This window comes from Streptomyces sp. NPDC028991 (assembly GCF_055564775.1).
This window is the reverse complement of the sequence record NZ_JBVHVP010000031.1, coordinates 13038-31411: the sequence shown is the minus strand read 5'-3', so window position 1 is coordinate 31411 and position 18374 is coordinate 13038. Positions and strand designations below refer to the sequence as shown.

Annotated in this window: 17 protein-coding genes and 1 pseudogene; 11 read left to right on the top strand and 7 right to left on the bottom strand. The window is 68.8% G+C overall.

Features of this window, described 5'->3' with window-relative positions; genetic code table 11:
• Positions 1–107 precede the first annotated feature (107 nt).
• From ACZ4V1_RS33040 to ACZ4V1_RS33025, 4 genes and pseudogenes are all read right to left on the bottom strand, one after another.
• Positions 108–872 (bottom strand): hypothetical protein, encoded by a 765-nt coding sequence (locus tag ACZ4V1_RS33040; protein ID WP_468343870.1) that lies wholly within the window; start codon positions 870–872, stop codon positions 108–110.
• 322 nt (positions 873–1194) lie between these two features.
• Positions 1195–3183, bottom strand: a complete 1989-nt coding sequence (locus tag ACZ4V1_RS33035) for a hypothetical protein (protein WP_468343868.1) — start codon at positions 3181–3183, stop codon at positions 1195–1197.
• Between the two features lie 345 nt (positions 3184–3528).
• Positions 3529–3873, bottom strand: a complete 345-nt coding sequence (locus tag ACZ4V1_RS33030) for a helix-turn-helix domain-containing protein (protein WP_468343865.1) — start codon at positions 3871–3873, stop codon at positions 3529–3531.
• A pseudogene (locus ACZ4V1_RS33025) lies at positions 3870–4055 on the bottom strand (site-specific integrase); the annotation flags it as partial. The pseudogene ACZ4V1_RS33025 and the gene ACZ4V1_RS33030, both read right to left, overlap by 4 nt.
• Positions 4056–4167: 112 nt before the next feature.
• Between ACZ4V1_RS33025 and ACZ4V1_RS33020 the strand changes: the two are divergent.
• Genes ACZ4V1_RS33020 through ACZ4V1_RS33005 form a run of 4 tightly spaced genes read left to right on the top strand, consistent with a single transcriptional unit; the run spans position 4168 to position 10017 of the window.
• Positions 4168–5640 (top strand): site-specific integrase, encoded by a 1473-nt coding sequence (locus ACZ4V1_RS33020; protein ID WP_468343862.1) that lies wholly within the window; start codon positions 4168–4170, stop codon positions 5638–5640.
• A complete protein-coding gene (locus ACZ4V1_RS33015; protein ID WP_468343859.1) occupies positions 5640–7358 on the top strand; it encodes a hypothetical protein in 1719 nt (572 codons plus the stop codon). The genes ACZ4V1_RS33020 and ACZ4V1_RS33015 overlap by 1 nt, the downstream gene beginning before the upstream one ends.
• On the top strand, positions 7355–9559 hold the full coding sequence (locus ACZ4V1_RS33010; protein ID WP_468343856.1) for a site-specific integrase: 2205 nt from the start codon (positions 7355–7357) through the stop codon (positions 9557–9559). Before ACZ4V1_RS33015 ends, ACZ4V1_RS33010 begins: the two co-directional genes overlap by 4 nt.
• On the top strand, positions 9556–10017 hold the full coding sequence (locus ACZ4V1_RS33005; protein ID WP_468343853.1) for a hypothetical protein: 462 nt from the start codon (positions 9556–9558) through the stop codon (positions 10015–10017). Before ACZ4V1_RS33010 ends, ACZ4V1_RS33005 begins: the two co-directional genes overlap by 4 nt.
• A 59-nt stretch (positions 10018–10076) precedes the next feature.
• Here the strand turns inward: ACZ4V1_RS33005 and ACZ4V1_RS33000 are convergent, their stop codons facing one another.
• From ACZ4V1_RS33000 to ACZ4V1_RS32990, 3 genes are all read right to left on the bottom strand, one after another.
• The gene (locus ACZ4V1_RS33000; RefSeq protein WP_468343850.1) at positions 10077–10778 is read right to left on the bottom strand and encodes a 2-phosphosulfolactate phosphatase; all 702 of its coding nucleotides are present in this window, start codon (positions 10776–10778) and stop codon (positions 10077–10079) included.
• A gap of 141 nt (positions 10779–10919) precedes the next feature.
• Entirely contained in the window at positions 10920–11888 is a 969-nt protein-coding gene (locus ACZ4V1_RS32995; protein WP_468343923.1) for a site-specific integrase, read from the bottom strand.
• Positions 11889–12385: 497 nt separating this feature from the next.
• Positions 12386–12574 carry a hypothetical protein gene (locus ACZ4V1_RS32990; RefSeq protein WP_468343847.1) on the bottom strand — a complete coding sequence of 63 codons (189 nt, stop codon included), beginning with the start codon at positions 12572–12574 and terminating at the stop codon, positions 12386–12388.
• A 560-nt stretch (positions 12575–13134) separates the two neighbouring features.
• Between ACZ4V1_RS32990 and ACZ4V1_RS32985 the strand changes: the two genes are divergently transcribed.
• From ACZ4V1_RS32985 to ACZ4V1_RS32955, 7 genes are all read left to right on the top strand, one after another.
• On the top strand, positions 13135–13332 hold the full coding sequence (locus tag ACZ4V1_RS32985) for a hypothetical protein (protein ID WP_468343845.1): 198 nt from the start codon (positions 13135–13137) through the stop codon (positions 13330–13332).
• A complete protein-coding gene (locus tag ACZ4V1_RS32980; protein ID WP_468343842.1) occupies positions 13329–13949 on the top strand; it encodes an RNA polymerase sigma factor in 621 nt (206 codons plus the stop codon). Before ACZ4V1_RS32985 ends, ACZ4V1_RS32980 begins: the two co-directional genes overlap by 4 nt.
• Positions 13950–13956: 7 nt before the next feature.
• Positions 13957–14685: a hypothetical protein gene (locus tag ACZ4V1_RS32975; protein ID WP_468343839.1), complete on the top strand. Its 729-nt coding sequence runs from the start codon at positions 13957–13959 to the stop codon at positions 14683–14685.
• Positions 14686–15051: 366 nt separating this feature from the next.
• A complete protein-coding gene (locus ACZ4V1_RS32970; protein ID WP_468343836.1) occupies positions 15052–15333 on the top strand; it encodes a hypothetical protein in 282 nt (93 codons plus the stop codon).
• Between the two features lie 156 nt (positions 15334–15489).
• On the top strand, positions 15490–16713 hold the full coding sequence (locus ACZ4V1_RS32965) for a helix-turn-helix domain-containing protein (protein WP_468343833.1): 1224 nt from the start codon (positions 15490–15492) through the stop codon (positions 16711–16713).
• A gap of 286 nt (positions 16714–16999) precedes the next feature.
• A complete protein-coding gene (locus tag ACZ4V1_RS32960) occupies positions 17000–17659 on the top strand; it encodes an HNH endonuclease family protein (protein WP_468343830.1) in 660 nt (219 codons plus the stop codon).
• Positions 17660–17923: 264 nt separating this feature from the next.
• Positions 17924–18151, top strand: coding sequence for a DUF6207 family protein (locus tag ACZ4V1_RS32955; RefSeq protein ID WP_468343827.1), 228 nt, complete (start codon positions 17924–17926; stop codon positions 18149–18151).
• Positions 18152–18374 lie beyond the last annotated feature (223 nt).

Genomic DNA, 18374 nt, shown 5'->3' with positions numbered 1-18374 from the left:
AGCTGCCACGAAGTGACCAGTAGCTCCGGGCCGGCGGCGCCGCCGGCCGGGATCCGCCCGACCGGGCCGTATGCGCAGCGGCCGCTCTCGCCCCCGGAGCGTCCGGGCTACGCGAGCGGGGCATTGGCGCCGGTGAGGTCTTCGACCACGCCGGGGTCGAGCTCCGCGGCACGACCCCGCAGACGCTTCTGCTGCGCGGGGGTCAGGCCGAGCTCGTCGTCGAAGGCGAGGCGTTCAAGGGCGGCGGCGACGTAGCCGGGCGCGGCTGCTGCCAGCGCCTGGCGCATGGCCTCGCCGACTACGTCTGCCGCGGGCAGGCTGGCGGAGTAGCGCGCGGCGATGCCATATGTCTCGGCCGCGCGCGTGTTGATTCGCTCCAGCGCGGCCTGCGTATTGGCGTCACCCTGGTCGGCACGCAGGACGAGGTCCACTTGGTCGCGGCCGTTGGCGGCAGCAGTCACCGGTCGGAGACCAGACGCAGTCGGCCGCTCGGGGGCAGTCTCCTGTACCACCTCGGCGGCCGGGGTGTCCTTGGGCCTGCGTCGCAGCTTCTCCTTGAATCGGCGTGCCCCGTCCTTGAGGTACGGGGTGGCAACCTCCACGGCGGCGACCATCACGGTTTGAGCGACTTCCATCGCAATGTCGGTGGCGCAGTTGACGAGGAGGTTCCTTAGGCCGTCCCCGTAGCCCTCGTCGTACCGGTCGTCGGCGTCGAAAAGTTCGGCCTGGGCAACGAGCGAGTTGTCTCGGTCATCGCGGGCGGTACCCCGCATACCGCCGGAGGAGGCACGGGAGTGGTCGAGGTGGGTGCCGACGGGGAACTCGACCAGCATGTACTTTCGATTCATTTGGGGCCGTTGATAGTTGGACATGACGGAACTGTAGGAGGCCGCGCCGACAGCACGACCGTTTTCAGAGATCGTCATCAGTTGTCGCTGAGGAGGCCCCTCGTCTTCGCTCCGCTCGAGTGCCTCGTCCGTGCCCCTATCGTGCCGATCCTCTCGCGTCGGCGGCGAGGAACGTGCCTGTGCCTGCACAAGCTTTGGGTTTGTGGCCAGCCGTTGCACTTGACAGATGCAGATAAGGCCCTATGACTAACGGCCGGTGTACGTACTGCGGATCGCCGCCGGTGCCCGCCCCACCCGAGCCGACGCGCCCTGGCATGCAGATCACCTGGAAGGCTGACGGCCCGCTTCACCTCGGCAGCTTGGCCGTGCGCTCCGGGTGGGCGACGGTGACGTAGTGCATGGCGGTCTTCTCCGTGATCCCGAAGAGCCTCATCAGCCGGAGAGGGTCGGCGGTTTCGGCGGCTTCGTTGAGGATGCGGTCCTGGCGCAGGCCGACCAGGGTGAGCCCTTGGGGCAGGTCGTCGCGGAGCAGGGTCTTGCCGACGGCGGGATGGTCGGGGTCGAGTGCCGATCGCTGGCTGACGAGCAGGCGAGGGTTGGTCGAGGCGGGCCAGCGACCGTGGCGGTAGTCCAGCCAGTCGGCGGTGATCCGGTGGGTGAGTTCCTCCAGGTAAAGGGTGTGCCGTCGAAGGCCGCGCAGGATGACGAGGGTGCCGCGTGCTAGGTCCAGGTTGCACGTCAGGATCGTGCGGAGTTCATGGACGGGCACGGCGTGGACTGCGGCCAGGACGAGGACCAGGCGCCCGAGCGGGGTTTTCGTCTGCTGCAACGCGTTGGCCAGCAGGTCGCTGCGGAGCGGCTTCGGGATCCCTGTCGGGTTCCCGACGCGAAGGTGCTGGGCAGGGTCGCGGAAAACCACGCGTTCGCGCTTCAGCGTCCTGAACAGGCTGCGCAGGGCGAGGGCGAGCTGCCGGCGGGCACGTCCGGCATGGCCGTCCACGGCCGCGTCGACGTGGCGCCGGGTGATCTCTCGAAGCGAGAGCAGGCCTGCCTCCGCCCAATCGGTGAGCACCGGCTGGACAGAGGCGAGGTACGGGCGGATCGCGTCGTAGCCGCGGGTCTCCCCTTCATGGCGGCCCCGGCTTCGCAGCACCTTCACCCACTGCCCTACCTCGCCAGCGAGGACCTCAGGCATCGCGGCGACGGTGTCTTCGATCCACGCCAGATCGACATCGCGGTGGAGGTCGGGGTCCTCCAGAAGAAGGCCCCGGTCGCGCAGGAACTGGCAGACGGTCTTGGCTCTGAGGCCCGGTCCGGTCCGGGCAAGCTCGTGGATGTCCCGTTCGGAGATGGCCCCTTCGGCGCCGCACCAATAGACGAGGATGCTCAGGGTGCGGATGTTGCTGTCGCGGCCGGGTGACTGCCGCTCGTGCAGAACCCGGCTGAAGTCCTCGACCAGCCGTGCAGTCGTCCCGGTCAGCCCCAGGTCGGCCGTGTTCCGGCCCTGGAGGCCCGACAGCAGCCGCGTCCAGTCGCGCCGGATGGCAAACAGCTGCTCCTGCCCGGCAGCGGTGTGCACCGGTGCGGGTAGCAGCCCCGGCTGGAACGGTTCGTCGACCGGGATCGGCGGGGGCGGTCCGGATCCTCCGACGGGCACGTCGACCATCAGCTGTGTGTACCGGGTGGTGGCGGGCTGGGCGTCGTCGAGGAGACGGTACGGGCGACAGCTGCGGCAGCGCCCCTTCCGCAGCGGGAGTTCCTGCCGGTGACAGCGTGCGCAGATGCCCCGCGTCAGCTTCTGGCGCCAATGCTGGCAGGGAGTGCAGCGGGAACCGTACTGGCCGGAGGACATCCACGCCTGGCAGTCCGCACACGATCGCGGCGACCGGCACTGAGGCACCCGGCCGACCACGGTCCGGGGTGGGCGCCGGCCTGCTGGGAGCAGGCGCAGGGGCTCGGGTGCCGGTTCCAGCAGCCCGGCCCGCTGGAGAACGAGGCGGACAGTGTCACGGCAGGCGGGCAGGTCCCGCAGGAGCACCTCAGGCAGCAGCCGGGTACCTTCGGCCGCGCGGACCGCCAGCACGAGTCGCAGCAGCGCGGCCTTGCGGTATCGGTTCCCGCGGCTCAGTCCCTGTTCGGCCGCGATCTCCTCCAGCACCGCCTGGGCCTTCTCCCACCCAGGGACCAGCCGGTCCGCGACCGCCCGGACGGTGTCGTCGGTCAGAGTTCTGGGGAGCGTGAACAGCGGGATCTGCCCCCACACGCCCGGCTCCAGCACCGCAGGCGGCCGCGGCTCGGCGTCCGCGCGCTGCTGCTTGAGTCTGAGAACCCACACCTCGCTGGTCCTCGGGCCAGTGCCGCCGGCCCGGCTCAACTGGCGAGCTGAGTCCGCGCGGTCGTGGTAGACGCCGACAGTCAGCTGAAGATCACGCGGCGGCGCTCCCTCCGTCCCTAGAGCCCACTCGGCGTCGTCCAGCAGCCGGATCGCCTGCAGGCACGAGCGGCACAGACCGTCGGAGTTCAGGAGCCTCTCGTGTCGGCAGCGCGGACATGCACCCCGCTCGCGGTAGTGCTGTCGCCAGCGCCTGCACCCGGCGCAGGCCGCTCTCTGGTTCAGAACGACCCAGCCCAGACAATCCGCACAGCTCCGGGCCGTTGCCCGGTCCGCCGGCACCGGCGCTCAGCTCGGTGGGAGCGAGCGCGGCCCGCTCCCCCGGCGGCTTCCCGGCACCGGCCGCACCGGCCCCATCGGCAACTCCGCGCCGTCGGCCGTCCGCTGCCCTTCCTCCGGCGTTGCCTGGGTCCCGGCGAGGGGTTCGGCCTGCAGCAGGTCCGCGACGGTGCAGCCCAGCGCGGCGCACATCATGTCCAGGTCCTCCAGCCGCACCGTGACCGGAGTCCCGCCCCACAGCGCGGCGACCTTGCTCAGCGACGGGTTGAATCCGACCTGCCGGAACGCGGCCAGTACTTCGGTCGGCCGCCACAGATCCCGTTGCGCGGCCACCATCCGCAGATTCCACTTCACCTCAGGTTCCCCTTGTCCATCAGCAGTCGTTGGGCCGCCCGGGAGCTGGCCGCCAGGTTCGCGTGCTCAGGATCGGCCTGCGCGGTAGCCATGTACCGAAGAGTCGTGGTTGCCCAGGCATGTCCGAGGACCTTCTGTACCTCCCACAACGTCATCCCGCGCTCGTAGTTGTGGGTCGCGCACGGGCATGTTGTCTCTGCTTAGTTTCCGTGTGGCGATTAGCTCTAACTGGGCTGCTGTGTTGGCAGTTTGGGCTTTGCGTCGAGCTGTGTGGTGTTTCTACTGTCAGCGCTCATGATCCTGAGCTTCTTCTCGTCCCGGGGCTGGCAGTCCTGGGATATCGAGCATCGGCCGTTGATCCCCGAGGGGATGCCGGTGCTCGTCGACGATGACCTGCGTTTCGAGGACGGCCTGGCGGCGCCGCGCCCGACGGCAATCGTGAACCGGTGGCTGCGTGAGCTCCCGGCCAGTGGGGCGCCGGCGCCGAGTTCTTGGGAGAACTACGCGCGGGCCCTCAAGGAGTGGATGGAGTTCCTGGCCGTACATGGGGTGGGGCTGTTCGACTCACGGGAGCGGTTGAAGGCGGGGCTGAGCCGGTACGCCGAGCACCGGGCGGCGGGTCCGTTGAAGGCCCGGTTCGCGGCGACGACGTGGGGCCAGCACATGAGCATTCTGTCGCTGTTCTACCGGTGGGCCCTCGACGAGGGATACGCGACGGCCGAGCCGTTCACCTACCGCTCCGCGCGGGCCCTGTTCGCCGGGACCGGACGGGAGGTGAGGGTGAACCTGGCGGTCCGCCGCACGCCGAAGCCACACGTGACGATCAAGTACCTGGAGCCGGACTTCACCGAGCTGTTCCGCAAGGGACTGCGCGGGCTGGCCCCGGACGGTTCGGACGACACCGGCTTCCACGGGCGGGAGTTGACCCGAAACGGGGCTGTCGGAGACCTCGCGCTGGCCACCGGGTTGCGGCTGCAGGAGTTCACCTACCTGCTGCCCTGGGAGATCCCCGCGCTGCCGCCGGAGCCCACGGCGGTCCCGATCCCGTTTCCGGTGCCGGGCTCCATCACCAAGGGCAAGAAGTTCCGCACCACATGGATCTCCTACGAGGCCCTCGCCGGTGTCCACGACTATCTGGAGCTTGACCGGGTCGCCACCGCCGAGGGCACCCGGTGGCGGCCGCCGCGGCGGTGGGGCGAGCCGCTGAGGGTGAGCGAACCCGATGCCCGAGGAGGGCTGGTCAATGGGATCCGGCGGTCGTGGGCGTCTTTGACTCTGGCCGAACGACGCCGGCTGGTCGCCCCGAGCGGGGGTTCCTGCCTGCTGGCGGTGAAGAGCGGGGGCGGCCCGTTCACTGCCTGGGCCACCGTCTTCGAGCGCGCATCCGACCGGATCCGGGCCCGGTTCGAGCCCCGGTTCCCGCACGTCTGGCCCCATCGGCTCCGTCACAGCTTTTCGATGAGGACCCTCGAATACCTGGTCACCGGGCACTACCGGCAGGCGGCGAAGCTCGTGCGGGACACCGACGCGGACGCCGCGCTCGTCTTCTACCTCACCAAGGCGGACCCACTGCTCGTGCTGCGCGATTTGCTCGGTCACTCCACAGTTTTGACGACGGAAAAATACCTTCGCCGCCTGGACACCACCCGCATCTACCGGGAGGCATACGAAGGCGCCGGGGCCGCAGCCGGCCTGACCGACGAGGCGACGGCCGACCGCGAAGCGCACGCCGAGTTCACCGACGACGTTAAGGACGGAGACCTCTGATGCCGACCATGCTCATCGACGAACCGCTCGGCATCACCTGCGTGTTCAGCAACGGCAGCCGCGCGGAGTACTCCCTGGACGGCCTGCCGAATCCCGCCCTGGTCCGGGACTTGGCAGTCGGTCTGGTCGACCTGATCCATCCGCACGGCACCGCCGACAGCGCGGGCACCGTCACCTTCTACATCCTGGCCGTCAAGAACATGGCCCGCACTCTTGCCGAGCGTGGTTTCACCGGCGACGCCGCCCAGCTGCGGCGGGGCCTGCTGGCCGAGTACTGGATGGGCTGCACCGGCAAGCAGGAGGCACTGACCCGGGGCCTGCTGGAGGGCTTCGCTCGCAGCGGCGGGAGGCTCGGCGAGGGCGTGCTGGAACTCGCGGCGGGACGGCATTTCAACATCCAGCCCAACCGCCGTCCCCTGGCTCCATATCCGGAAGCGGACTGGCAGCGGCTGACTGAGGTCTGCCGCACTTTGACCGACGAGTCGTACGCCGCCCATCGAAGAGCCCTGGCCGAACTCCCCAAAGGACAGCACCCACAGACCGGCGGCTGGACGGTCGTGAATCTGCGCTGGCTGCTGGCCCGTCTGGGACCGGTCTCGACTCCGCGGGTCGCCACGGAGCTGGGTATCACGGAGGGCGCCTTGTTCCAGCGGGGCGGATTCCTTCAGGCCAACGCGGAGTTGTTCCCCACACACAACGCGCTGATTGCCTACCGGCTCCTGTTCGGGATCTACTCCGGCATCGTGCCCGACGGCATCGACGACCTGGTCACCGGCGATGTCGATTGGGCCGGTGACTCCACCGTCCTTCTCTCCTATATCAAGGGTCGCACCGCGGCAGAGAGCGCGAATCTGCCGCGTCGAGCGGTGCGGTTGCTGGAGCAGTGGCTGTCCCATTCGGCTCTGCTGCGGAGCATGGCCGGCCCGGAAGAGCGAAGGCGTTTGTGGTTGTCGCTCAGCCGCCCCGGGCAGTTCACCGTGGTCACGGGGTCCGGCGCCCGGGCGGCCATCCAGCGGTGGGTGGTGCGGCACGGGGTGTTCACCCAGGACGGCCAGCCGATGAAGATCCACCGCGCGCGGGTCCGCACCACGCATCATGCGATGCGGGACAAGAGCACGTGGGCGGGGCGGGGGCGGGCGACGATCGATCCGAACCACACTCCCGAGGTCGAGGGCGACCACTATCTGACCGCCACGACACCCCTCCAGCAGCAGGCTGTTGAGGCGGTCGTCGAAGACGCTCAGCACGACATGCTCCGGCGGGCCCACCCTCCCACGGTGATCACCGAGGAGGAAGCGGCCGCGCTGGCCGAGGGCTATCCGCAGCTGCTGGCGGCCCTGGACCTGGACGACGCGGCGATCACCGAACTCGTCGGCGGACAGCGTGATGTGTTCACCGCCGCCTGCGGGGATCAGCTGTCCGGACTGCACGGCCCGAAGGGCAAGCCCTGTCCGGCTCGTCCCTGGGTCTGCCTGCTCTGCCCTCTGGCGGTTTTCGCTCCGCGGCACGCGGTCAACCTGCTGCGGCTCAAGGCGTTCTTCTCCCGGCAGTGGCAGCAGATGCCGGCCGCCCATTTCATGGCCGTCTTCGGCCCCTATGCCGCCCGCATCCAGCAGGTCCTGGACCGCTTCGACCCGAGCGTCCTCGCAGCGGCAACCGGACAGGTCGACGACATGGACGATGAACTGCCGCTGCTGCCCGAGGAGATGACCGCGTGACCACCGCCCTCACGATCCCCTTCGACGGCTCCTCCGCTGTCTTCGCCAGCGCCGACGTCTGCCGCGAAGCGGGGCTCCCCGTTCCTGATGGCTGTCGCGGTTCGTTGTTCGAGGACGATGTCTGGGACTTCAACGAGGTCATCGGCCTGCCGGTCCAACTGCCGATCTGCCACCGGCATCTCGACTTCACCGGCATCCGTGATCTGCGCTGGCGCCTGGTTGCCAAGGAACTCCTCCTGGCCATGCTTGCACCGCGGCACCCAGCCGTCGCCCCGCTGCCCCGGGCCCACCGCACCGCTCTCCACCTGCGCAGTTGCGTGGGCCGTCTCGACGAACTCACCCGCCTCTTCCAGTGGCTCGACAAGCGGTCCGTCGCAAGCCTGGAAGCGCTTGAAACACGCCTTTGCGAGGCATACCTCGCCCACCGCCGCTATGTGCTCGACGAACACGGCGCCATCGTCGGCGAACAGAGCCCCGGCACCCGACGCGCCGCCGCCCAGGCCGTCGTCGACCTGGTCAACTACCGTGACCTGTTCACCGCGGACCGGGTCGGGGCGGCTCTGCGGCCCTGGGGCGGCGCCACCGCCTCAGCTATCGCTGAGATGCCCTCCGGCCGCACGGAGAACAAGACCCAGCCCGTCGAAGACTCCGTCCTGCAGCCCATGCTCGCGGCCGCTCTCTACCTCGTCGACACACTCGGCCCGCACGCGGTCCAACTGGCGCACGCGATCCGGGAGTCAGACCAGTACTCGGCACGACGGCACCGGGGTCTGCGGAAAGTGGGCGCGAAAAGCAGGGTCCCAGCCCATGAGATGAGCCGGGTGCTCGGTGAGTACAGGGATACGTGCACGCCCCTGCCCATGCTCGAAGAGTGGTACGTCACCCGACGACTCGCTGACGGCTGGGACCCGCACGATCCGCTCCTCACCGTCGCGACGGGCACCCTGGCTCGGCAAGCCGGCCTCAGCCAGTTCGCCGCCCCATGGCTGTCCACTCTCCGCAGGCCGCTCGAGGACGCCCTTGCCCAGGTCGGAGTGGAAAAGCCCTTCGGCCGTGACGTGTCCGACATTCTCACGGCCGATGGGGAGTCCGTACTCCCCTGGACTCTGCCGCTGCACCGGCTCGAGGCCGGCGCCGTGGTCGGGATCGTCCGCACCGCCGCGATCGTCACCACGGCCACGATCTCCGGGATGCGGGCGAGTGAACTGATGGAACTGCGGATCGGCTGCCGTCGCCCGCCCGAAGAACCCGTTCCGGGCCTGGTCCGCCACCGCATTGCGAGCAAGGTCGTCAAAGGTCAGCCGCTGGGCGGAACCGACGACGAGTGGGTCGTCATCGAACCCGTCCACCGCGCGATCGGCCTCTTGGAGCAACTGCACGAAGACCCCGCAGACGATGCCCTGCTCCTGGGCCGGTTCGCCTTCAACGTCCGCTACCAGTGGTTCAAGAACTGGGTCAACTCCGACGCCGGACAGCGGCTCGGGCTCGCCCGCATTGCCGACGGGCCGGTCAACCTGCGGATGCTACGGCGAACTTTGTCCCTGGAAATGGCCTACCGGCCGGGCGGACTGCTGGCCTCCAAGATCCACCTAAAACATATCGCCGTGGCCACAACGGAGGGGTATGCCTCGCGCCCTGGCGGGGCTCAGGCCGAGCTGTTGTCCGAGGTCAACAAGCACGAGAGCGAACGCAATCTCCAACTGGTCCTGGAGGAGTTCCGCAACTACCAGCAGGGCATTCTGCCCGCCGGACCAGGCGCCCGCAGCCTGACCGAGTTCTTCGCCAGCATCGACGAGGAACTCAACCCCGCGGCAGCATCGGCACCGAAGATCCAGCGCAACGACCGCGACGTGCTCAACCTGCTGACCAAACGTGCCAACGTCCTGCACCTCGGCCCAGCGAACTACTGCTGGTTCACCGACCCTTCTCGGGCCCTCTGCCTCAAACTGGCTGGCACCCCCACCGCCAGCAGGCCACTGATCGGGATGTGTGACTCCGCCCGCTGCCCGCAGGCAACTCACCACCCCTGCCACCGCCCCGTCTGGGCCGAGCACGCTGATCGCACCGAGACGTTCATCGGCCAGCTCGGTACCACGCGCAAGACCGAACGCACCCGGCTCCAGGCAGACCACGAGCGGGCCCTCCGTGTCGTCGCGGAGATCGACGCTGCCAGCACCACCGTCAGCAAGGAGTCCACATGAGGATCACCGCAGCTCAGCGGACAGAGAACGAGAACCGCATCCGGGCCGCCATGGACCGGCTCCTGCGCGGCGAGATCCCGCCCGGCGGAAAGTGCGACATCAAGACCCTCGCCAGCGAGGCCGCAGTCGACCGCACCGCGTTCTACGGAACCCGCCCCTACGCTCACCTCCGCGTCGAGTTCGAGCGACGCCTACATGCCCTGCAGCAGGCCGGAGAGATCCCAGATCCCCGCGAAGCCCAGATCAACAGGCTCAAGGCGGACAACGCCAAGCTCAAGGAGCGGCTGGCCCAGTCGGAACGGACGATCGACGAACTCACAGACTTCCGCAGCCAGGCCCTGTCCCGGCTCGCCGCCCAGCACGAGGAGATCGTTCATCTTCGAGAATCCGCCGCCGGAACGAGCCGGGTGAGCCGCCTCCCCGCACCGCGAACCACCGTCATCGGGACGTGCAGCTGATGCCGCACACTCGACCGGAGGCCGGCTCTCGCATGGCGAGAGTTGGACCTCACCAGCGATCAGATCGAAGCCTCGTCGGTCAGCGAAGGCACGGCGCACGGACGGAGGACCATGAGCGAGTCTTCCAAGGTCGCCACCATGGCAAAGGGGAACCGGTCGACCTCAAGACAGAGCGCGACGTCATCAGGATGGACTCCTTGACGCACACCCTCCGCCAGCTCGGCGGCGGCGCGCGACTCGCCAGCGCGGCGGAGGAACTCAGCTGCATCCGTCCCAGCCTCGGTGGCCCTGCGAGCGATGTATTGAGCGCACGCCAGATCTTCATCGGCCTGCCCATCCTCGCCAGTAACCACGAACGTGACACCGTCGCACTCGCGTGTCCGCAAGAGCCGAGCCGTTGCCTCCGCCACCACGAAGCCGGCGCACAGCACGAGCGACGCCTCCTTGACCGCAAGGGCGCCGACCGTCCCTGCCGTGGTTTTCTGCACAACGGTCCGTCCGCCAAGGTCGATAGACCGCAGCAGGCCAGGCGAGTTGACGGTGTCGAACCCGGGTGCGGGCGGACCGTCTTTGAGTGCCACCCAATCCGGGTGACGAGCCTTGAGCGCCAGGGCTTCGTCCAGCGACTCAGCAAGAACGATCTTTTCTGCCCCCTGGGCAAAGGCCCAGGCAGCCACGGTGAAAGCACGCATGACGTCGACTACGACCGCCACGGACGGGGCTTCGACCAGATCAGTGATGCCAAGGAAGCGAGCGTTCATCCGCTCATGATCGCGCATGCCCGGCCCGAAGCACCCGGACGGTGATCCGCATCACATCGACGGCCCGGAATGCAACACCTCCGGCTACCTGCGTCGCGAAAGTGGTCTGCGACGACACGCCTGCTCAATCGCCACACGGGGTCACCCGCACACGGCCTCTGCGGACACAACGTGCCGGAGAAGGTGCGGGAACAGGTCGGTGACCGGCCCGCTCAGGTAGCTCGCCGCCGCGCTGTGCAGGGCGCGACGGAACGTCGAAGGCACGATCACCGGCGCGATCGGCAGGTTCAGAGCCGTGACCGCAGTCGGCTTGCGTTCCGACGGCCACAGTGGCGCCCGGGGATGCTCGGCATCGTCGCCGAACTCGCCCCGGATCTGCTCGATGTACCACCACAGCAGAGCCCGGCCCTCCTGGAACAGGTACGCCTCGCGCGGCCGCGGTCCCGAACCGCTCGCGCCCTTGCCCAGGACGACGAACCGGCCCCACTGACCGTGCTCCCAGTGCACGTCCCCCATGCAGACGCCGCACAACTCCGCCGCACGGACGCCCGACAGGTAGGCGATCTTCGTCATCACGTAGTCGCGGCAGGCGACCAGGTACTTCCGCGCCCGGGGCAGGTCCTCGCGCCAGCGGCCGAAGAACATCTTCATCGCCGCCTGCGACGGCGGGATTCTCAGCCCGAAGTCGCCTCGGTGCCGGGGCCTGTTGAACGGATCGATCGGCGACTCGACCACAGCCCCGAAGCGGCTCATGATCTCGCCCGCGTACCGCTGCTCCAGGAACGCGAAGTACCGGTCGATCTTGCCGATCTTGTACCGCATCGTCGACTGGGCCCGCTTCCCCGGCCCGGCGAAGTACCGGTCGACCTCACGGGAAGAGAGTTGCCACGGCACCGTGCCGTAGAACTCACAGACCTCAATCACCGGCTTGATCAGCCCATCCAGCGTCTCCTGCGCCAGCCCCGCCGCGTCCCGGGCCCACTGATACTCCGACAGCGTGTCCAGGAAGAAGCTCTCCTCGTCGTGCGCCGAGATCCTTGCCTGCCGGCGCCGCTGAAGCGTCACAACGTCAGCGAGCCCGGCCTCGACCGACACCGAGGCCGGGTCCACCGGCACGCCTGGCTCCGGCAAGGTGCGTACGAGCGACAGGGTGCGACTTTCGAGATCCGACACAAAGCCGCAGATTACGGCGATCACTCGCAGAATCTGCGAGTTATTGCGGAGATCTCACACCATCGAGTGAACGGGCCCAGCACGCCGATCTACCAGCTGAAATGCGACGTCGACACGCCAGACGGCCACGAACGAACCCGTACGTACTCCACCAATCAAGGGGGTGCGCTGCGCGCCGGGCGTCTACGAGCTCACCTGGGCGCCGGACGGACGCGCCACGTGGTCCTACGGCCGGGCGGTGGTCGCCGGGCTCCCCCACATCGTGTGGCACCGGATCGGGACCCACAGCATCCTGGACCGGCCGCTGGCCGAAGGCCATCCTGCGGGGCAGGGCCGCCGGTTGGTTGGCTGATCGTCCCGGTGACCAGGAGGGGATACAGCGTGGCAGCGACCGCTAGAACTGAAGATTCACGGACCGGGCCGGGGTGAGCCTGTTAGGCGCCGGCGGCGAGCTGCCACCAGAACTGGGCGCTCTCGTGGTGGTCGGTGAGGTGGAGGAGGCAGGCGAAGACGAGGGCGCCCTCGACGTCGAGCTGCTCCTCGGATGCTGCGTCGGGGTCCTGGGCGAGGCGGTCGACGTGGTCGGCGGCGTCGGGCTTGTTGAGGATCCACCGGCAGATCACCGACAGGCGCTGTCCGGCCTGGGCGGCGCGCAGGGTGTCCGGTTGGCGTGCAGTGGCGACGGTCGCGACGGTGGTGAGGCGGCGCAGGCCGTCGTGGTCGCTGGCCAGCCCTCAGCTGCGCTCGCAGCCTGCCAAGTGAGGTTGTGGTCGGGGATGCGGTCAAGGTGGCGCGCCGGGTAGCCCTCAGCGTGCTGGGTGCAGTGGGGGCGCGCACGGTTCCCAGTCAAACGTGATCTGAAGCACATCGTGAAATTGATCCTGCAATTGCAGGTTCGCGCAAACGCTGTTCGTTTTCCTTCAGTTGTCGAGTTGACGCAGCTCGCCGGGGGTGGCGGGTGCAGGGCTCGGGGTGGCGGAGCTTGGCGTTATGCGTGAGCAAAGCAGGCACAGTCGTTGCGTATGCGGAAAGTTACCTTCCGTTAGAAAGATGTGTTCGGAGGGATGCACGTTCAGGGGTGATGGTCGGCTTATCTGTTCCCCAGAGCAACGACGCTCAGGTGATAGGCCCGCGAACGGGGAACGGCGCGGCACGCCACCGACGGAACGAAGGAAGACACACTGTGAACTGCCCCGACGTAGCCGGCCTCGCGCCGGCCTTCGCCGCCGCGGTGCGGTACTCCGCGCCCGACGTGTGGTTCCTAGTGCGAGGCCTGCCCGGTGCCCCAGTGCTCACCGAGGACTTCACCCCGCTCGGCCAGTCCGATCAGTCTCTTGCAGCGCCGCTGACCATGGCCCGCCGCGCCGGGGGCGCCCGGTGAGCAGTCAGCCGCCCGACGCCGCGGATCTGCTCCGCAGTCTGCGCCCGATCATGCCGTCGTCGTTCTGGACTTTCCACGCCCGCTACGACCGGGCGTTCCTGGAATACAGCCGCATCCATCTCGGCAGCGCCACCGCCGCTCGCCGGCTCGTCGACGGGACGTTCCTGCTCCTGGCGGCCGTCTGGTCCCGCCTGGAGCACCAGCCCGACGCCGGGGCCCGGGTGTGGGCCATGTTCAAGGAGCGTGTGCACGGAGAGCTGGCCGCCCAGGGGCGCAGTCCGGACGTGCGGGAGACGATGGCGTTCGCTCGCGCCATACGTGCTGCGGCCGAGCCGCTGCTGCGTTCTTTCCGCGACTCCTTCCAGGCGGAGCACGGCCAGGAGATTGACGAGCTTGAGGAAGGTCTGGGGCTGTACCGGGCCATGACGCGACTGAGCGAGCGGCAGTTCGACATCATCGTCCTGCGCGACGCCCTCGATTTCAGTACCAGCGACACCGCTCTGATCGTGGGCATCAGCGAAGCCACCGTCCGGTCCGTCCGCCGCACGGCCCGGCACCGGCTCGCCGCCGCCATGGGCTACTCAACCGCCGGCATCAGCGACAACGATCAGGAGTGAGGCAGCCATGACCCGCACCCCGCGCAGCATCGACGAGGCCCTGCGCCGCGCCCGCATCTTCAAAGGCGAATACACCGCCGCCGACCTGGACGCGGCCCAGCAGAGTCTCGCCCGGCAGCTGCACGAGCTGCGCTGGGTGCACCTCCTGCACACCGTTCCTGGCACCGGGATGCGACCTCATCCACGGCCGTCGTCCCTGCACGAACAGGCGGCGCACGACCTGCAGCTGCTGTGCCGCGGTACCCTCCAGCACCCCGGTGCCGCCTCCCGCGTCACCGCGTTCGACACCGCCCGGGATGCGGGCGGTGCCCTCACCTTCGCCTGTCTTCTCTACCTGGCCGCGCAGGAGGAACAGCAGGAGCAGGGTGCTCAGTTCTGGTGGCACTACGCTGCCGGCGCCGGCAGCGTCACCGCCGCCCTGTGCGTCTACCTGCTCCACGTCTCCCGCGGGGAACTGCGTGACGCCCGGCACTGGGGTGGCCAGATTCACTGCCTCAACATCCTGGACTGGGACGACTACATGCCCGTCAACCACCGGGCCCGGCTCCCCTGCCCGGGCCTTCGGCCCTCTTCGGGCGTCCGCTACCACCTGCCCCGTCCCGAATCCGCAGTCAGCAGGAGCGCTGCCAAGGACGCCGTCGATGATGTGCGCATTCCTCACGACAGCGACGTGGGGCCGGTGCCTCAGCCCATCCCCGCCCTCGCCGACCGCTGGAAGGAACTCGTCACAGCATGATCCTCAGACACCCGAAGCGGGCGGCCTCTCATACGTCGGACCTGCCTGGAGCGTCATCGACCAGCGCGCCGTTCCGGTCTCTCGGCGCCCCCTGGCCAGTATTTATGCATTCTGGCGTGCCATGGATGCATAAATACCAAGATCATTGACCATGTGAGGTCAATTTTCGGAAAGAGGTTTGAAAACCAGGCTGTTTGCCCGTGCACCTTCGACGAAAGTGTCCGATCGGTCCCCAATCGTGCTGCGAATGGGGGCATTTGACCGAATGGCGCTGGGCAGAGGGTGTCACTACTGTCACGGAGCGCGAACCCGCGCTTTCCACGACCCGGGTTCGCGCTCCACAGCAACTCGATCTAGGAGAAGCCCTTGTCTGAGTCCCCCGTCGAGCGTGGGATCAAACGCCTCTGGCGTCGGCCCGCGCATGACCATAACAAAGCGGGTGTCAGCGGCGACACGCCCGGCAACACCGAGGCAACACCCGACAACGCCCCGCAGACGCAGCGTGCCCAAGCCGCCGGCGCGATGCCCTCCCTGGTGTTCATCCCCGGCTCCCCCGACATCGCGGAACTGGCAACCGTGCTGGTCACGCTGATGATGTGGGCGGCCATCGCCTGGTGGACACGGCGTAGCGAGCGCTGGATGTCCTGACGGTCGGGGGCCGGCAGCCCGTCGGCCCCTCTCGTGACCATGCCGTGTCCGTTTCGACGAAACGGGCGCATGGACACCGCTCCACGTCACGTTTCCCGGGCGGCGATCCCCATTTCGTCGCCCGGGAGATTTACCGAAAAGGGAGAAAGCGCCGCGATGGGGAACACCTTCTCGCGTCCTACCTGCAAGCAGTGCGGCACGCCGCGACGTCTTCAAGCCACCGGCCGCCCCGGCGACTACTGCAGCACCAAATGCCGTCAGACCGCCCACCGTCAACGGCAGACGGCCGCGGCCCCGCCCGACACCGAGGACTTCGACCAAGCCTTACGGTCCCGGCTCCAGGAGATCACCCGCACCGCACAGGCCATCCTGACTGCCATCGACCAACCAGACACGTCCGCACAGGAGTTACTCGCGGCCATGGTCCACCTCCAGGTCACCTCCGAGCGGCTGGCCCCGGACATGGTGGCCCGGACCAAGCTGCGGGGCGCCTCCTGGGAACAGATCGCCGCGCCCCTGGGCATGAGCAAGGACGCCGCCCGCAAGAAATGGGCCTCACCCCGCCGCGCACAGGCCCTCCAGCCGACCCGACCGCCTCGGCCACCAGTGGCCAGACCACCGGGCAACGGCCCCACCGCCCGCAGCGCACCGGACGGCAAGGACACCGGCCCGGACTCCCCCACACCCCCAGGCACCACACCCGCCACCTGGCAATCACTCCCCTCCGGAGCCCGCGGCCAGGACCTGGCCACGGTACTCAGCAGTCTCCAGCGCGCCTCCGGACTGAGCCTGCGGGCCCTGGCCATCCACAGCAACTTGTCGGCCGGATTCCTCTCCCGCCTGATGACCGGAGAACGCTTCCCCTCATGGAAGAACGTCGCCGCCATAGCCCGCGCCTGCGGCGCCGACCCCTACGTGCTGCGCCAGGTCTGGGAAGCCTCGGCCGCGCGCCGCGACAGCCCGCCCCGCCCCACCTCGCTCGCCGCCGCCCTGCGGTTCCTGCACCAGCGCGCCGGCAGCCCCACCCCCTGGGCCATCGCCATCACCAGCGGCAACACCCTCGACCAGGACCACATCGCGGCCGTCCTCGCCGGCACCGCCACCGCCCCCTGGGAAGACATCGAACGACTCGTCCAGGTCCTCGACGGAGAACCCTCCTTCTTCCTCCCCCTGTGGCAAGCCGAGACCACCGCCCCCGCGCCACCCCCTCCCCCGCCCCCGGCAACACCCGACAAAGATCACTCCCCTGCCCCCGCCAACCGAGCCGAAGAACTCCTGACCGCCTTCAGCAGCGCCCTCGTCCCGCCCCTGCGCACTCCCAGCCCCCGCCGCGCCCTCGCCACACCCATCCCCGGCGTCAGGCCCTGGACCGGCCGTTGATCCCCCGCGGCCCATCGTCCGCACCACCTGGTCCAACGGCCCCAAGGCGGCCGGCGGTCACCCCGGCCGCCCGCATAGCGGGCGGCTCGTACGTCACCACCCGCTCGCCACCTCGGCCTCGTCCGCCACCAGGCCCACCGCAGCCTCGGACGTGGCGTTCCACGTCCTCGCCACGCCGGCAGACGACTTCGCGTCGGCCGGGGCCGGTATGACCATTGCACTCACACGGGCGGCGCACTCGGCGAAGGGCTGACAGCGCCCCCTCCCCGGCCGCTATCACCAGCTCATGCTCACCTCTGTGCTGCGCGGCCTGGCCGCCGCCTCCCTCACCGTCCTGCCCATCGTCGCCTCGACGCCCGCTCACGCGGCCGAGACGCTCCCTGTCGCGGAAGCCGTCACCCGCCTGCCGGTCGACACCGAGTCCCGCGACGGCTACGACCGTGACGCCTTCCGCCACTGGAACCGCGGTGACGACCCGTCCGACGGCTGCTCCACCCGCAATGAAGTCCTCATCGCCGAGGCCGTCGAGCCGCCGACAGTGGGGCCCCGGTGCCGGCTGTCGGACGGGCGCTGGTGGTCCTACTACGACCAGACATGGGTGACCTCGGCCTCCGGCCTGGACATCGACCACATGGTGCCACTCGCGGAGAGCTGGGACAGCGGGGCCTCCACATGGACCGCGCAGCGGCGTGAGGCGTACGCCAACGACCAGGGCGCGGCCGCGTCGTTGGTAGCTGTCACGGCACGGTCGAACCGGTCCAAGGCGGACCAGGACCCGGCCCAGTGGCTGCCACCGGCCGCCGAGGTCCACTGCCGGTACATCGCCGAGTGGGTGGGCACGAAGCTGCGCTGGGACCTGACGGCGGACGAGACGGAGGTGGCGGCCCTGCGGGAGCTGGCGGACGGTTGCCCGGAACAGAGCGTGACGTACGAACCCGCCGCGTAGCGACCTCCCCCGCTGCGGGGCGGGAACGGAGGCCGGCTGCCGGGCGTCTGCCCGGCAGCCGGCCTCTTTACGCGGGTGGCCGGGTCAACCGTGGCAGGTGATGTAACCGTATGCCGTCCTGATCGTCGGTCTTCCTGGTGTACTAGGGCGGCAGGACGTTCTCCCCGGCGAGGCGGGACAGGGAGTGAGCGACCAGGTGCCCCGCAGGGGTGAATACGAAGCGGAACGAGAACTGCCGTCCAGGGCCAGGGCGTCGTGCCGGTCATGGAAGCGATCAACGAAATTCACGTGTCCGAACCCGGCCTGATCGTGGTCGACGTCGCCGCGGCCGACGACGAGACCGCCTTCGCCTTCCACACCGCGCTGGCCGCCCGGTGGGCAACGACGTCCGTGGAACGCACCACACGCGAGGCCGGGCAAGCGGGCGTACGGCTGCGCTGCTACCTCGACCTGCGCCAGCCCCTCCACACGCCCGACAACCCCTGCTGGTAGGCACCCCTGGCCCACTGAGCCCGGATTCACCACGGATTTGACCCTGATCCGGCGGGAGTTCTTTGTTCACAGATCAGCTCACTGACCGTGCGAGGACGACGCTGGCTTTATCGAGCAGTAGCGACGTCACTTGTCGACGGGTTTGGGAGGCGCCCAGAACCACGGTCGGGTGATGTTGATGAGTTCGGGAGGCACTGGGGTTCTTGCCAGGGCAGCATCGGGA